Here is a 14,850-nt window from a genome sequence, read left to right as displayed (position 1 = left end):
GAGAATGCGATACCCCGAGGCACCGATACGGCCGGAGCACAACGAGGTCGGCGGCCTAGTCTTCGACGACCCCTACCAGTGGCTGGAGGAGGACGACGGCGAGGGTGTGGCGGCCTGGCAGAAGGCCCAGGACGAGCTGGCCCGCTCCTACGTACACGGCTGGCCGCACCATGAGGCGCTCGCGGCCCGCGTCGATGAGCTGGTCGAGCAGATGGACGCCCGCAACCTGGTGGTTCCGGTGCGATACGGGCCGCGGTGGTTCCGCGGGCGCATCCCCGACGGCCGGGAGCTGATGGTCTTCGAGACGGCCGACGCCCCCACGGGCCCATGGCGCATGGTGATCGACCTCAACGAGCTGTCAGACGGTACGCCACTGCGCATGAGCCCGCAGCCCTCCCCTGACGGCAGCCTGCTGGCGTACTCCCTGGACGCCGGGGGCCGCGAGCTGCCGGCGCTCAAGGTGATCGAGATCGACACCGGGAAGGTGCTGCTGGACGGCGTACCGCAGCAGCGGCCGGGGCTGGTGGCCTGGCTCCCCGACGGCAGCGGATTCTTCTACATGGCCAACGAATCGGGGGCGGCGCAGGTACGGTGGCGGCTGTTCTTCCACCGGCTGGGGCAGCCGGCGCCCACCCAGCCAGAGCCGCTGGACATCCCCCACATGTTCGCCATCCCCAAGATCTCCCGGGACGGGCGCTGGGCGCTGGTCCAGGTCGACCATCTACGGCCCCGGCCGCACTTCATCGCCCGCCTGGACGGCCCCTGGGAGTGGCGCGAGTTCATCACCGACGCCGCGCACCTGTACAAGGGCGTGCTCGTCGACGACTCCTACGTGGCCGTCACCACGGCGGGCGCCCCGCGAGGCCGGCTGGTCCGCATCCCGCTGGACAGCCCCGGTGACCCGGACACCTGGACCGAGCTGGTGCCGGGCGGCGACGCCGTGCTCACCGGCGTGACCCTGGTCGGCGAGCGGCTGGTGCTCGGCGAGCTGGTGGACACCGTCTCGCGCATCCGTATCCTCGGCCTGGACGGCGCGGATCTCGGGGAGGTCCCGCTGCCCGGCCAGGGCTCGGTCAGCTCGATCGCTCAGGGAGTCGTCGCCCTGGGAGTGATGGACCAGGTCGTGGGCTGCGAGAACGCCATCACCTTCGGCTACACCTCCTACACCCAGTCCCCCACGGTGTACCACTACGAGCTGGAGTCGGGGGCCCTGACCGCCCTGCAGGGGTCGGGCCACACCCTCACCGGGCTGGTCACCACTCGCGTATGGGCCACGTCGGCCGACGGCACGCGCGTGCCCTGCACCCTGGTCCACCGCGCCGACCTGGACCGCTCGCGGCCACAGCCGACCCTGATCCAGGGGTACGGCGGGTTCAACATCGCCGTGCTGGCGTCGTACCTCGGCCCCCTGGCCGCGTTCGTGGAGGCGGGCGGGATCTACGCCCACGCCCATGTGCGCGGTGGCGGGGAGTTCGGCCTGGAGTGGTGGGAGGGCGGGCGGCTGCACGCCAAGCAGAACACCTTCAATGACCTGTACGCCATCGCGGAGCGGTTGATCGCCGACGGGGTCACCACGCCCGACCGGCTGGCGGTCCAGGGCGCCTCCAACGGCGGGCTGCTCACGGGCGCCGCCGTGACCCAGCGGCCGGAGCTGTGGCGGGCGGTGGTCTGCGGCGCCCCGAAGCTGGACCTGATGCGCGTCGCCCGCGACCCGCTGGGCACCGCCGCGACCCTCTCCGAGTACGGCAATCCCAACGACCCGGCCGACGCTCCTGTGCTTATGGCCTACTCGCCGTACCACAACGTGAAACCGGGCACGGCCTACCCGGCGATCCTGCTGGACGCGGGGGCCAACGATCCTCGCTGCCCGGCGTGGCACTCCCGCAAGTTCGCCGCCAGAACGCAGGCCGCCACCACCTCGTCCCATCCTGTCCTGCTGCGCGTCTGGTCCGACGCGGGCCATGGGGGGACGAGCTGGAGCACGATCGTTCAGCAGCAGAGCTTCTGGCTGGCGTTCGTCATGCGGGAACTGGGTCTGGTGCCTGACCTTTAGTGATATTGGATGCGATATCGCTAGATCACCGATATCGCTATTAGACAGCGGATGATCACATCTGCTTTGCTCCAAGCTTCTGACAGATGAGAAGCAAGGATTTCGGCATGCGACACTTCCGCGTCCGCCGCGTCAGCGCAGCGCTCCCCGCGACCTCGTTGGCGCTCTCCCTCCTGTCCGGCAGCGCTCTCGGCGCGGGCTCGGCCTCGGCCTCGGCCGTCGCGGCGTCCCCGGCCGTTTCGGGCGAGGCTCAGGTCAGGAAGGAGTTGCGGGCGCTGGAGGTGTCCTTCAAGGGCCGCATCGGGGCGTACGCCATCGACACCGCCACCGGCAAGACGGTGACGTACCGGGCGGGCGAGCGCTTCGCGTTTCTGTCCACCTTCAAGGCGCCGCTCTGCGCGGCCGTGCTGAACAAGGCGCGCACCTCCGAGCCCGGCCTGATGAACAAGCTCATCAAGTGGACGGCCGCCGATATGACGCCCAACTCGCCGGTCACCGAGAAGCACGTCGAGGACGGCCTGACGGTCGCCCAGTTGTGCGAGGCGGCCATCACCAAGAGCGACGGCACCGCGGCCAACCTGCTGCTCAAGCTGATCGGCGGCACCGCCGGGCTGACGAAGTACTTCCGTACGCTGAAGGACCCGACATCCCGGATGGACCGCCTGCACCCCGAGCTCAACGACTGGACGCCCAAGGAGAAGCGCGACACCACCACGCCCGCGGCCATCGCCCGCGATCTCCGCGTGCTCGCGATCGGCGACGCGCTGGAGGCCAAGGATCGGGAGCAGTTCAACGCCTGGCTGCTCGCCAACAAGACCGGCGCCGAGCGCATCCGGGCCGGCCTGCCCAAGACCTGGACGATCGCCGACAAGACCGGCACCAACTCCGACGGATTCGGCGGCGGAAACGACATCGCCGTGATCCGCTCCGAGCAGGGTGCCGCTCCCATCGTCATGGCCATCTATACCAACCGCACTCCGGGCCTCCCCACCGACAACAAGACCATCGCGAAGACCGCCACCATCCTGGCCCGGGGACTCGGCAAGCTCTGACGCCGCCTGCCAGTCGGCACCGTGACCTCGCTCGACGTCCTCCCGTCATGAGGTGATCAAGGGTAGGGATGGGGCTCGGGGTTGATGGCGCCGCCGTAGTCGGCGAATCGCTTGTGCAGCAGGGGCGGCGCGCTGGGCGGGCACAGGCTGAGGGTGTCCGGGGACCAGACGCGGCAGACCGTGAGCCCGAGGTGGCGGATGTCCGGGGTGGTGAGGTCGAGGTAGCCGAGCTGTTTCCCGGTCTTGGCGAAGGCCGCCACCAGCCCTTTCACGCGGCCGCGGAGGTCCGGGGCCGCGTCGGGGGGCAGGTCACGCGCCGAGACCTCCACATGGACGGCGAAGCGCTTGTCGATGATCGCGGCGTTGGCCGGATCTGTGTAGTAGGCCACGTTGTCGTCGAGATCGAAGAAGCGGTCCTTGTCAGTGATGTCGCTGTCCTCGATGGCGGCCTTGGCGGCCATCCAGTTGGCGTAGCGGAACACCGCGACGGCTTCGAGGAGGGCCTTGTACATCGCGTGGCCCAGGCGCTGGTCGCTGCCCAGGCCCGCGACGACCGGCGCGTTGCCGGGGTGGTCGTCGCGGTAGACGCAGGCGACGGTGAAGCCGGGCAGGTCGGGACTGGGCAGGAGGTGGAACTCCGGGGGCGGCGTGCCCGGCGACCAGTGGCGGTCGATCAACCGGGCCAGGGCCCGCAGGCGGCCGTCAAGAAGGATCTTGACGGAGGGCTGACCGCCGTACCAGTGCCCGATCACGCAGTCGAGCTGGATGAGCTCCTCCAGCGCGCCGAGCAGGGCTTTGCCCGGGTCGCTGTGGGTCGCGGTGCCGGTGGTCACCGCGGCGTTCACCCAGGGCTCGCCCTCCTTGCGCCGCGGCAGGTAGCCGACCAGCGTGAGCTGGGCGGGCATCCAGTAGGTGTCGTCCGAGGTGAGCGAGTCGGCGGGCAGCCAGCTCATCGGGGCGTCGGGGTCGAAGGGCTCGAAAAGGAAGCCGTCGCGGCCGAGCTGCTCGTCGGAGAAGAACGACAGGCACTGAGCTGACGGAATCCCGCGGCCACCGCCGCTCATGGCACGGTGACTGGCGAAGCGGAGCCGGTCGCGGTGCAGGGCGAGGAAGGAGTGGTGGCAGTAACGCTCGGCCGACTCCCCGAGTGACTTGATGAGGGGCTCGTCGAGCAGGATGCCGGCCCCGCCCAGGTGGTGGCGCTCGGCCGGGATCGGCCGGGCGTCGTACAGGACGTGCACGCCGGTGAGTTCGGCGCCCGCGATGGCGATGCGTGGTTCGCCACGTGAGCGGGCACTGAACTTCAGCCGCGGTATCAGGCCGCACACGGGGTTCAGCATGCGCCGGGCCAGCATCCGGGTGCCGGTGTCGAACGGTGTGGTCCGCGGTACGAGGCCCGCGGCGGAGCCGTGGTCAGCCACTGAGCCACTCCTTGGCCTGGAAGTAGAGCTCGGGTTCGTCGCGCTGCGCGACGGGCGAGCAGGCCGGACAGCCGGGGATCTGCAGGACCTCGCTGACGGTCGTCTCCCAGGTGGGGAGGTAGACGCACAGCATCTTGCCGTGGGTGAAGGAGGCGCCCGTATGGGCGAGGTTGATCGCTTCCAAGGCGAGATGGGAGCAGAGCAGCGAGGACAGCGCGGGCAGCATGGGCGGACGTCCGCCCGATGCCTGCGCGGTGGTGAGCGCGTTCTTGTATCGGCGGTAGCCCGCGCCGTCGGCGAGGTTCATCGTGATGCGCGTTTCCAGACAGCTGTAGCAGGGTCCGCGACCCGGGTGGAAGGTCGGGCCGACGAACAGGAACGGCCCGTCGATCGTGCCGTGCAGCCAGGACATGCCGACTTCCAGGGCGACCCTGTTGAACAGGCTCACCACCACCGGATCAACGCGGACACCGGCCCACACGGTGATGCCGCCCTCCCAGGAGGCGAACGTCTCGGCGACTTCGTGCAGCCGCAGCCCGTGCGTGGTCCAGCCGGTGTCGGCGTCGTTGAGCACCTCAAGGGCGGGATCGTCGCTGGAGTCGGTCACGTCGAGCTCCGGATCGCTGGCCGCGATCAGCTCCGTGACGCGGGCGGCCATAGCGCCGTCGCCGATCACCCGTATCGGACGGGCGGGTGGCGGTGGCCCGGCGAGCAGGTCGGCGTAGTGGTCGAGATAGTGGTCGAGCGCGTTCGTCGCGGTGTCCTCGATCACGTCGAGTGTCCGCAGCTGCTCCAGGAGCGCGGACATCTCCTCCATGCCGATGTTCGCCCGCGAGGCGAGCTCGGCCACCTCCCGGGAGCCGTCCAGAGCGTTCACCACCGAGAACAACCAGCCGCGCCGGGCTTCGTCGGTGATGGTGTGTGAGGTGGCGCTCCACACGCCCTGCCTGAGCTCGACCGTGTCGGGATCATGCCCGATGACCGAGAATGACCGCTTGATACGGGGTGATGCGGGCTGTGTCACATCTTCTCCTGCAGACGCGGTCGGCTCTTCTTCTGGTGATCTGGCCGGTCGCCCGGCCGGCCGAGGACGATCAGATGCAGCAAGGCGGTCCGCAGCCCGTCGACCCGGAGGACCTCGTGGGCCTCCTCGTCGTAGTAGGTCGACCAGTCCGTGCCGGCCAGGCCGAGCGCGGCCGCGGTGAGATGGACATGCTGGGCCATCGCCCCCACCTCGTGCAGCACGAACCGCAGCCCGCGCGGGCCGTACTTGCGCATCGAGCGCCATGGGCGCCCGACGAACAGCACGATGAGCGCCGCGCGGTCGATCGGCAGTAGGTCGGGCAGCTCGTCCAGGCCGCAGCGCAGCAGCGCGGCCAGTTGCTGAGGGCCGCCGTGGCGGGCCAGGCAGTCCAGGCGGGGGGCGTAGCGGTACAGGCCCGGCTCCAGGTCCGTCACCTCGCGTGCGGCGAGGTGCAGCTCGACCGGGTACAGCCCGCCGCCGCTGGGGACGGCTCGGTGCGGCCGTCCCGCCTCGTGGCCGAAGCACGCTCCGGCGGCCCGTAGCAGCGCGGCGGTCTCGGGCAGCGTCACCGGGGCTCCGCTGAACGAGCGGGTGCTGCGCCGGGCCGCGATCGCCTCATCCAGCGCCATCCGCGCCGGCGCGGGATCCGGCAGGTCGACGCGGCGTGCCGCGGGGATGCTCTCCTCATCGGTGTGGCTCAGCGTCTCCATGCTCGCCGTCGTGAGGTAGTCGGCGACCGAGCGTTGCAGCTCACGGTCGTGGCGGCGGAGCCGGCTGGCGTACAGGAACTCCTCGGCGGGCGAGGCCGACCGGGAGATCCCGAGATGGGAATGCCGGAGCTGGTTGGTGTGGAAAGCCGTGCTGTCCAGCCATGGGCTGACCGCACGGAAGAAGTTGGTGCCGAGCGCGGAGCGCAGCACCGGCGTGTTCTCCATCTGCACCGATCCTTGAACGAGGTGGGCCGGGTTCGGCGGGTGCCGTGTCCCGGTCCGAGGACCGGGACACGGCACCGCTTCTCGCGTTTACTCCTCCATGGCGACGGCGGCCGAACTGCTGCTGCTGGTGATCGGGGCGACCAGAAGCTTGCCGTCTTCCATCTCGATCGGGCAGGCGCTCAGGGTTTCGGTCGAGGTGCTCGTCGAAAGCATCTTCTCTCTCCTTTCGTGCGTGAGGGTGCCGCCGGTGCGGACTGAGTGCCTCACCGGATCCTCGCGATATCTGATCGCGGGGCTCGTGGGCCGGGCCGTGGCCCGGGTGTCTTCACACCTGCGGACCTGGTGCGGCCGGCGGGCGCGTCGGTTGATCTATTCGGCGTAGTCCGAGGTGCGCGACGGACAGGGCGCCCTGCTGGAACAGCGCCGTGCCCGTAGTGGTGAACTCCAGCCAGTCGGCGAGCGCCGTCTCATCGCGATCGGCGATCCCGCACCCGCGCAGCCGGGTGGCCCAGGCCGCGAAGGTGCGCGCGTAGTCGTCGCGGTGGGTCCGTACGTGGATCGGCTCCCACCAACGCCCGCAGGCGGCCAGGAGCCGGTCGAGCGTGAGAACGGTGCCGGTCAGGCGCAGCCGTCGCATCGCCTCGACGTATCGTGCGGCCTCGGCCGGCCAGCTCTCGCTGTGGCCCCGGATCGTGCTCTCCAGCGCCAGGCGGGCGCCCGGCCTGGTCCACGCGTGTGCGTGGGCGAAGAACCCCGTGTAGGCGTCGGGCGTGCCGTCGACATTCTCCAGGTTCTCCAGGAGCCCGATGCTGACGACCGCGTCGTAGGGCCGGTCAGGGTTGAAGGCGCGGTAGTCGCCCTGATGGATGGTCACCCCGCGCAGCCGCAACCCTTCGGCTTCCTGGCATGCGTGATCGGAGGCGTCGACACCACACGCGGCTGTGACACCGCGTTCTCGGCTCAGATAGCTCAGGAAGCCGCCGTAGCCCGAGCCCACGTCGAGGACGCGTGACTGGGCGCTCACCTCCGCCCAGTCACTCAGCAGCCGGAATTTCGCGAGCTGGGCGGCGTCGAGGTCGTTCGTCGCCTCCCACAGCCCGCAGCTCAGCGCCATGGACTTGCCCAGCCAGCGGCGATGTGCGGCAGCGTCGAGCTTGGTGACAGTCATGTGGAAGCCTTAAGGGAGTGCGCGTGATCAACGCGACCATACCCGATCAGTGACTGTCCGTAGCGCTACGATTACCTAGTGTCGCCGTGATGCATCGTTGTCTGTTGTCGGTGCTCAGTCTTGATCTCGGAGGATCCCCCGTCCACTGACAGAGACGGCGTTGGGCAGGAGCAGCGCCCCGAGTGCCAGCCCGATCAGCCCGGCGACGACCGGCGCCCCGGTCCACAGCTCGGGCACGGCGGGCAGGCCGCCCCCGATGGCCGAGGCGACCCCGATGTACAGCGACCAGGTGGCGAAGGCCGACAGCCCGGCGAAAGCCCAGTAGGCGCCGCGCCGCTCACCCGACGGCCGCAGCCAGCGGATGAGCAGGTCGCTCACGACCCCGGCCATCACGAACGACACCAGGATCGGTATATTGCGGAACCCCGTCTGGGCAGCCGGCATGAGCGCTATCACCGCGTACATGACGGTCACCGAGCCGAACGGCAACAGCCAGCGGCGCACCAGGAACAGCACCGGGCCGAGCACGACGACGTTGGTGACGACCATCGCGACGGCCACCTGCTCGGCGCCCGGGCCCAGCGCCACGGGGCCGGCGCCTCCCGCACCGCCGCCCGCGTTCTGCAGCATGGACAAAGCCCGGACGATGCCCTCGGGGCGGTACTTCATGGCGCCGCCGTACGACAGGAACAGCGACACCAACGTGGTGGCGAACGCGAGCCCGATCAGCGCCGGCAGCAGGCGGCCGAGCGACGGCCGGGCGCCGACGTCGGGGGCGTTCCATACCGAGCGCAGCGGTGTCGTGATGATGAGCATCATCGTCACGACGAGGCCGAGGTGCGACGGGCTGAAGAAGATGTTGATGGTCGTCTCGATGCCGAGGATGGTGTGCCACATCATGTCGGCCAACCCGAAGACGGCGAATGCGGGAATCGCCACCAGCCCGGCGAGATAACCGGTGGGGACGGCCGCCAGACCCTGCCGCCCGGCGCGCACGTTGCGCCACACCTGCCAGATGATCCAGCCGGAGACCACGGCGAAGCCGGAATAGAACACCGCGTGCCATGGAGTGAAGAACGTCTCCAGCTGCGCCAGGTTGCTGTGCGCCCAGGCGTCGATCATCAATCCGACCCCGAACCAGGTGCCGAGCAGCGCCGTCACCAGGTCTGTCCTGGGAGACACCCATCCGCGGGGCTCTCCTGTGTCTATCACTAATCGCCGAATGCCGGCGGCGTCAGATGCCACTTCGTGCTTCCTTTTCCGTCTATCGAATCGCTTCATTCCGGGCCGCCCATCGGATGTGGACCTCTGCGCGGGGGCCGGTCAGGCTGTTTCGGCGCTGAGGGCCTGCGCAACGGGCCGGCGTGCCGCCAGGCGTGCGGGCAGGGCAGTGAGTGCCGCCGTCGCCAGGAGAGTCGCGAGTGCGGCGCCGAGCAGCCACAAGGATGGAGGGTCCACCGTGTTCCTGGCGGAGAAGAGCGAGAGCAGGCCCATGCCCAGAGGGATGCCGATGACGGCGCCGGGCAGGCTGGGCAGGAGTTGAGCGGTGGACAGGCCCGCGGTGATCTGTCCGGGGGTGGCGCCGAGCGTACGTGCGATGGCCATGTTCGCCCGGGCCTCTATGGCCGTGGTCCAGGTGAACGTCAGGGTGTTCACGACGGCGAGCGCGATCAGCAGGATGGTGACGGCGAGCATCAGCCGGCGGTCGTGCTCGCCCCGCAGGTTGGGCAGGACGGAGGAGCCGTCCAGGCCGTAGCCCCGCTCCGGCTGGACGTAGATGGTCAGCAGGGCGACGATCGCGATCACTGTGGTGGCGGTGGAGCACGCCTGCAGTGCGGCGCGGCCCGGCCGGCGGGCGGTCAGCCGCAGCCCGAGCAGCAGCGGCGTGGGCAGCAGCGCGGACAGCGCGGTGAGCCAGGGCCGGTGACGGGGCTGGCGCGCGGTGGCGGTCAGCGCCGTGACGGTCGCCGTACGCATGGCCCGCAGCGTGGGACGCAGCGTGGACAGCACCGCCACCGCCACGGCGAGGGCGGTCGCCGTGACGATGGTGGCGCCGTCGGGCCCGCCCACGTCGCCGATCCGGCTGGCGGTGGGGCTGGCGATGGCGGGCGCGGTCAGGCGGGCGATCACCAGCCCGAGCGTGTCGCCGATCAGCGCCAGCACCAGATACTCGGTGAGCAGGACGGTGGCGATCAGACCCGGGGTGGCGCCGACGGCCTTGAGCAGCCCGGCCCGGCGCGTCTGCTCGACGGCGCGTCCCGCGGCCAGCGCCGCCACTCCGGTGATGGCCAGGAAGCTGAGCAGCCAGCTGCCGACGACCAGGATCGGCTGGCTGTTCTTGAGGATGACCAGGTCCTGTGTCTCCTTGAACTGCCAGGAGTGGAAGTCGACCCTGACGGTGGTGTCGCTGTGGGCGTCGATGAAGGCCTCGGTCGCGGCGGGGTCGCGCAGCTTGAGGTCCACAGCCGTGGTCACCGAGAGATCCTTGGATGACGCCAGGGCCCGGGCATCCGATCGGGTCATCCAGGCCAGGCCGCTGGCGTCGCTGGGGCCGCCGCCCGGGCCGATCTGCGCCGCCCAGGGGTAGATGGAGGTGGCCGCGGTGACGGCGATCCCGAGGACGGGGTACGAACGGCCGGAGATGGTGACGCGGTCGCCGACGCCGACGCCCAGCGCGGTGGCGAAGCCGCGTTCGAGGACCGCGCCGCCGGAGCGTACCCAGTGCCCCGAGGTCACCAGCGGCCGGTCGACCGGGCCGGGCGTCTCGGCGAAGCCGTGCACCACCACGGGGGACGTCGTGGAATCGCGCGTGGTGAGGTTGGCGTAGACGATGCGATAGGGGCCGTGGTGGGCGACTACCTCGGGAGCGTCCGCCAGTGCGGCCAGAGCCGCGGTCTCGGCGGGGCCCGCGTCGCCGGAGAGCGCCACCACGTCCGGCCCGGCGGTGGCCGCGCGGGTCTGTTCGTACAGCGCGTCGCTCACGCCGCCCAGCGACAGGCCCAATGCCATCGTGGCGGTGGCCACGGTCACCGCGAGCAGGAGCATCGCGGCCTGGACCTTGTGTCGCCGCACGTCAGCCAGCACCAGGCGGACGACGAGCACGATGGAGCCCATGCCGTTCAGCCCTCCAGCCCGATCAGCCCGCCGAGGCCGCGCGGGTGGGAGCCGGCCAGCCGGGTGTCGTCGACGAACATTCCGTCGCGCATCGAGATCAGCCGATCCGCGGTGGCCGCGACCCGCTCGTCATGCGTGACGATCACGAAGGTCTGGCCCGCGGAACGCAGCTCCTCGAAGATTCTCAGTACGTCGAGGGTCGCCGCGGTGTCGAGATTGCCGGTCGGCTCGTCGGCCAGGACGACCAGCGGTTCGTTGACCAGCGCGCGAGCGACGGCGACACGCTGGCGCTGTCCGCCCGACAGTTGCGACGGCAGATGCCGGGCACGGTCGGCGAGCCCGACCCGTTCCAGCAGCAGGCTCGCGCGCCGCCTGGCCTGGCGGCGCGAGCGTCCGGCCAGCAGCGCGGGCAGCTCCACGTTCTCGGCCGCGGACAACTCCTCCACCAGGTGGAAGGCCTGGAAGATGAACCCCACCGACCGGCGTCGCAGGCGCGCCAGAGCCCGCTCGCTCAGCGTGTCGATGCGCCGCCCGGCCACCCACACCGCTCCATCGGTGGGCCGTTCCAGGCCACCCAGCAGGTGCAGCAGCGTAGATTTCCCGCAGCCGCTGGGCCCCATCACCGCCAGCGTCTCCCCCTGAGGCACCTCCAGGTCGGCCTCGTCCACCGCGCGGACCCGGCTCTGCCCCTGACCATGCGTCTTCACCAGGCCGCAGGCCCGGACCACGGCACTTGACACGTTCATGCGCCCTCGACTTCGTCATCGGCCTTGGACCAGGCCCGCTCACAGGAATCCAGCCAGCGCAGGTCCGCCTGCAACCGCAGCACGACCCCTTCCAGCAGCAGGCCGGCGCCCGACCCCGGCGGCTCGGCCAGTGCCGCCTGCTGCACCTCACGCAAGCGGCGCAGCAACTCACGGCGCTGGGCCGCCACCAGTTCGACCGGGTCGGCGAGCCGGGCCGCGGCGGCCGCGGCGAGCTTGAGGTGGAACTCCGCCAGGTCCGGTTTCGGCCAGCCCACCTCGGCCAGCCAGGCGGCCACCCGCTGCTGCCCGGCCGGTGTCAGCTCATAGACCTTGCGCTCGGGCCGCTCGGGCAGGCCGTCCGTCCGCTCACAGACAACGAGCCCGGCCTTTTCCAGCCGGGCCAGCGTCACGTAGATCTGGCCGCGGTTCATCGACTCGCCCAGCGGGCCGAGAGTTCGCTGCAGCCGAGCGTGCAAGTGGTACCCGTGTGACGGCTCCTTGGCGAGCATCGCCAGCACTGCGTCCTGCACTCCATCCCCCTAACGGTTAGCCAATAGATAGCGGTTACCCGTAGGAGGTGTCAAAACGCCGCACCAGGCGCCTTCGTCGTCAGCGCCTGGACGGTGGTCGGCCCATGTATGGGGTTGGAACGGTTATGGATTCGCCTGCAACGCGAGAGGGCCGAAGGCGTGCCCGGCCCACAGCTCACGGGAGGTCTCCTCCGGATACGCTGCTACGTCGGGCTTGGTGTCGATGATCCAGGTGTGCCGGTTCTGCGGCTCGTACGCCGGCCAGCCCGGGTCTCCGGCCGTGGCGAAGGCGATCCATGCCGCTCGAACCTGGGCCGACAGCTCGGCCGCGGCCGGGGACGGATCCTGTCCGATCAGCATTCCCGCCGCGCCGGCGGTCAGGTTGCCGAACGTCAGTGGCAGGCCGAGCCCATGACAGGCGCCGAGGATGGCTCCGCCCATGCCGGGGGCCGGCCAGGTCAGCTCGTACAGGTAGGCGCGGCCGTGCCTCTGGCGAGCTTCGGCCAGGCGCAGGGAAGGCATCCGGAACAACCAGTCGGAGTGCACCAGCTCGTACAGCCGCTCCTCGTCGGCACCCGGGTAGGCGGCCCGGTAGGCCTCCGGGTCCGGGGCGAGCACCCGCAGCGCGGTGTCCGCCCGCTCGGCGGTGATCTGGCCGGTGTCACCGCTGATGGCCATGAACAGCCGATACTCGTCGCGGGTGTGACCCACGATCAGCTCCACCTCATGCGCGGCCCCGTCCGCCAGTGACCGCCAAGGCACCGCGGGCAGCACCTCGCCGTCCACGACCGGCGCGAACGGCGTTCGGACGTGCGCCGCGTGGCCCCACCGCGGGCAGTCGCCCATCTTCTCCGCCACCGCGTCCCCGGCCTCGATCAGCCGCTCCGGCGACAGGCGGGCGAGTTCGCCCGCGAGCGGGGACAGGCCCAGCTCACCGGCTACCGCGGCGCCGATGTCGGCGGCCAGCTCAGTGGAGAAGAACGGGCCCGGTACGCTCTGCGCGATCGCCCGGTGGAACAGACCGGCGGCGCTGGGCATCGTCATCAGCGCCGCGATGCTCCCGGCGCCGGCGGACTCTCCGAAGACGGTGACCCGGTCCGGATCGCCGCCGAAGGCCGCGATGTTGTCCCGCACCCAGCGGAGGGCTGCCACCTGGTCCAGGAGCCCGCGGTTGGCCGGTGCCCCCTGGAAATGTCCGAAGCCCTCGGCGGAGACCCGATAGTTGAAGGTGACCATGACGACGCCGTCCCGGGCGAGCACTCGGCCGTCGAAGAGGGGGTCGCCGGACCACCCGTACATGTAGCCCCCGCCATGAATCCACACCATCACCGGCAGCCCGGCGGCGCCCAGGTCGGGGGACCAGACATTGACGGTCAACCAGTCGCCGTCGGCGCCGTCCGCGCTGGCGGCGCCCAGCAACCTGGACTGCGGCGGCCGCGGACCGAACGCCGCGGCCTCGCGTACCCCGTCCCACGCCTCGGCCGGCTCCGGTGCGGCCAGCCGCAGCGCGCCCACCGGCGGGCGCCCGAACGGCACGCCGCGGAAGACGGCCACGCCGTCCTCCATCCTTCCGCGCAGCCGTCCCGTGCCCACCTGGACCTCCGGGTGTGCGGATCCGATGGCGCTCATGGCACGCTCCTCATCCGGGGATGCCGGCTCCCACAGCCGGGCGCGGCCATCTTCGCCCGAACCGCGGGTTCGCCGCACCTCGTTATTGAGCGGGTCGCCGCCGCCACCCATACGACGTCAGCTCCGGCCACGCGCTCGAGAGCACGGCTTCAAGCCCTTAGGGCTGAGTCCGTTCAGAGGGCGCGGCGGGAACGACGCAGGACAGAGCGCCGCGCAGAATCGCGGCGAAGGATTCCGTATTGCCGGGCTCGAGCCAGCGTCGCCCCGCCACCCGGATGGCGGCGGCGACCGCGGCGGCCGTGACGGCGGGGAACAGGTCGCGCTGGGGGTCGGTGCCGGTGCGGGCCGCGATCGCCTCGGCGAGCGGGCCTTCCGCCATGGTGAACGCCCTCAGCGCCTCGCCCTCCAGCTCGGGCGTCGACATGATCATGCGCAGGCCGGCCTTGTCGGGCTCAGGGTCGGTGTAGAGCTCGATCACGGCCGCGATGACGGCCTGGTCGAGCGGCTCCCCGGCGGGCCGGGCGCGCAGCGCCTGCCCCACCCGGCCGGCCTGGTCGGCCTGGAAGGCGCAGATCGCCTCCGCCCTGCTGGAGAAGTAGTTGTTGTAGGTACGGGATGAGACTCCCGCGGCCGTGGCGATGTCATGGACGCGCACCAGAGCCAGCCCGTTCGGGCCCTGCTCGATGGCCAGGCGCAGCGCGGCGTGGCTGATCGCCTCTCGGGTGGCCTGCTTGTTGCGCGCCCGGAGGTCGGGGGCGTCGTCGTTCATGGGAGCGACACTATCGGATGATGCGTGACACGCACTAGGTGCGTGTCACGCAAGTTGTGGGTAGAGTGCGACGGGACGCCTGGCACTCGCCCCTGGAGAGTGCCAACCGGCGGGGTGTGCCGGGACGGCGAGGTCCGCCTGTCGGCGGGCCGTCCGTCGCGGGCGCCGTCCCGGACAGCCCCCTATCGAGAGCAGGAGCAGGAATGGCTTCGAAGATGATCGCGTTCGACGAGGACGCCCGGCGCGGCCTTGAGCGCGGCATGAACCAGCTGGCCGACGCGGTCAAGGTGACCCTGGGTCCCAAGGGCCGCAATGTCGTGCTGGAGAAGAAGTGGGGCGCTCCCACGATCACCAACGATGGTGTGTCCATCGCCAAGGAGATCGAGCTCGAGGACCCGTGGGAGAAGAT

14 protein-coding genes are annotated in these 14,850 nt (G+C 70.6%); 3 read left to right on the top strand and 11 right to left on the bottom strand.

The window, feature by feature from the left end; translation table 11 throughout:
• Positions 1-4: 4 nt before the first annotated feature.
• Positions 5-2,053: a prolyl oligopeptidase family serine peptidase gene (locus ACIBO2_RS57505; RefSeq protein WP_358556004.1), complete on the top strand. Its 2,049-nt coding sequence runs from the start codon at positions 5-7 to the stop codon at positions 2,051-2,053.
• 107 nt (positions 2,054-2,160) lie between these two features.
• Positions 2,161-3,105 carry a class A beta-lactamase gene (gene bla, locus ACIBO2_RS57500; protein ID WP_358556007.1) on the top strand — a complete coding sequence of 315 codons (945 nt, stop codon included), beginning with the start codon at positions 2,161-2,163 and terminating at the stop codon, positions 3,103-3,105.
• A gap of 56 nt (positions 3,106-3,161) precedes the next feature.
• Here the strand turns inward: bla and ACIBO2_RS57495 are convergent, their stop codons facing one another.
• The 11 genes from ACIBO2_RS57495 to ACIBO2_RS57445 all read right to left on the bottom strand — a co-directional run bounded on the left by ACIBO2_RS57495 (position 3,162) and on the right by ACIBO2_RS57445 (position 14,441).
• The gene (locus ACIBO2_RS57495) at positions 3,162-4,526 is read right to left on the bottom strand and encodes a YcaO-like family protein (protein ID WP_358556010.1); all 1,365 of its coding nucleotides are present in this window, start codon (positions 4,524-4,526) and stop codon (positions 3,162-3,164) included.
• Positions 4,519-5,550 carry a TOMM precursor leader peptide-binding protein gene (locus ACIBO2_RS57490; RefSeq protein WP_358556014.1) on the bottom strand — a complete coding sequence of 344 codons (1,032 nt, stop codon included), beginning with the start codon at positions 5,548-5,550 and terminating at the stop codon, positions 4,519-4,521. The genes ACIBO2_RS57495 and ACIBO2_RS57490 overlap by 8 nt, the downstream gene beginning before the upstream one ends.
• Positions 5,547-6,485, bottom strand: a complete 939-nt coding sequence (locus tag ACIBO2_RS57485; protein ID WP_358556017.1) for a SagB/ThcOx family dehydrogenase — start codon at positions 6,483-6,485, stop codon at positions 5,547-5,549. The genes ACIBO2_RS57490 and ACIBO2_RS57485 overlap by 4 nt, the downstream gene beginning before the upstream one ends.
• An 87-nt stretch (positions 6,486-6,572) precedes the next feature.
• On the bottom strand, positions 6,573-6,698 hold the full coding sequence (locus tag ACIBO2_RS57480) for a hypothetical protein (RefSeq protein ID WP_357957063.1): 126 nt from the start codon (positions 6,696-6,698) through the stop codon (positions 6,573-6,575).
• Between the two features lie 112 nt (positions 6,699-6,810).
• Positions 6,811-7,653 carry an SAM-dependent methyltransferase gene (locus ACIBO2_RS57475; RefSeq protein ID WP_397305233.1) on the bottom strand — a complete coding sequence of 281 codons (843 nt, stop codon included), beginning with the start codon at positions 7,651-7,653 and terminating at the stop codon, positions 6,811-6,813.
• A gap of 114 nt (positions 7,654-7,767) precedes the next feature.
• Positions 7,768-8,835, bottom strand: a complete 1,068-nt coding sequence (locus ACIBO2_RS57470) for a hypothetical protein (RefSeq protein WP_358556023.1) — start codon at positions 8,833-8,835, stop codon at positions 7,768-7,770.
• Positions 8,836-8,976: 141 nt separating this feature from the next.
• Positions 8,977-10,767, bottom strand: a complete 1,791-nt coding sequence (locus tag ACIBO2_RS57465; RefSeq protein ID WP_358556026.1) for an FtsX-like permease family protein — start codon at positions 10,765-10,767, stop codon at positions 8,977-8,979.
• Between the two features lie 5 nt (positions 10,768-10,772).
• Positions 10,773-11,513 carry an ABC transporter ATP-binding protein gene (locus ACIBO2_RS57460; RefSeq protein WP_358556029.1) on the bottom strand — a complete coding sequence of 247 codons (741 nt, stop codon included), beginning with the start codon at positions 11,511-11,513 and terminating at the stop codon, positions 10,773-10,775.
• Positions 11,510-12,043: a PadR family transcriptional regulator gene (locus tag ACIBO2_RS57455; protein WP_358556032.1), complete on the bottom strand. Its 534-nt coding sequence runs from the start codon at positions 12,041-12,043 to the stop codon at positions 11,510-11,512. The genes ACIBO2_RS57460 and ACIBO2_RS57455 overlap by 4 nt, the downstream gene beginning before the upstream one ends.
• A 123-nt stretch (positions 12,044-12,166) precedes the next feature.
• The gene (locus ACIBO2_RS57450) at positions 12,167-13,672 is read right to left on the bottom strand and encodes a carboxylesterase/lipase family protein (protein ID WP_397305232.1); all 1,506 of its coding nucleotides are present in this window, start codon (positions 13,670-13,672) and stop codon (positions 12,167-12,169) included.
• A gap of 157 nt (positions 13,673-13,829) precedes the next feature.
• Complete coding sequence (locus tag ACIBO2_RS57445; RefSeq protein WP_358556038.1) at positions 13,830-14,441, bottom strand: TetR/AcrR family transcriptional regulator; 612 nt, start codon at positions 14,439-14,441, stop codon at positions 13,830-13,832.
• Positions 14,442-14,644: 203 nt separating this feature from the next.
• Between ACIBO2_RS57445 and ACIBO2_RS57440 the strand changes: the two genes are divergently transcribed.
• A partial coding sequence (locus ACIBO2_RS57440) for a TCP-1/cpn60 chaperonin family protein (protein ID WP_397305231.1) occupies positions 14,645-14,850 on the top strand: 206 nt, incomplete at its 3' end.

Source organism: Nonomuraea sp. NPDC050022 (assembly GCF_044460705.1).
GTDB lineage: Bacteria > Actinomycetota > Actinomycetes > Streptosporangiales > Streptosporangiaceae > Nonomuraea.
The sequence above is the reverse complement of the archived record's forward strand: the minus strand, read 5'-3'. Positions and strand labels throughout refer to the sequence as shown.

Bases quoted from the DNA above. Each gene is read 5' to 3' on its own strand.
- ACIBO2_RS57505 (WP_358556004.1), top strand. From the start codon at position 5: ATGCGATACCCCGAGGCACCGATACGGCCGGAGCACAACGAGGTCGGC.
- bla (WP_358556007.1), top strand. From the start codon at position 2,161: ATGCGACACTTCCGCGTCCGCCGCGTCAGCGCAGCGCTCCCCGCGACC.
- ACIBO2_RS57485 (WP_358556017.1), bottom strand. From the start codon at position 6,485: ATGGAGAACACGCCGGTGCTGCGCTCCGCGCTCGGCACCAACTTCTTC.
- ACIBO2_RS57480 (WP_357957063.1), bottom strand. From the start codon at position 6,698: ATGCTTTCGACGAGCACCTCGACCGAAACCCTGAGCGCCTGCCCGATC.
- ACIBO2_RS57475 (WP_397305233.1), bottom strand. From the start codon at position 7,653: ATGACTGTCACCAAGCTCGACGCTGCCGCACATCGCCGCTGGCTGGGC.
- ACIBO2_RS57465 (WP_358556026.1), bottom strand. From the start codon at position 10,767: ATGGGCTCCATCGTGCTCGTCGTCCGCCTGGTGCTGGCTGACGTGCGG.
- ACIBO2_RS57460 (WP_358556029.1), bottom strand. From the start codon at position 11,513: ATGAACGTGTCAAGTGCCGTGGTCCGGGCCTGCGGCCTGGTGAAGACG.
- ACIBO2_RS57450 (WP_397305232.1), bottom strand. From the start codon at position 13,672: ATGAGCGCCATCGGATCCGCACACCCGGAGGTCCAGGTGGGCACGGGA.
- ACIBO2_RS57445 (WP_358556038.1), bottom strand. From the start codon at position 14,441: ATGAACGACGACGCCCCCGACCTCCGGGCGCGCAACAAGCAGGCCACC.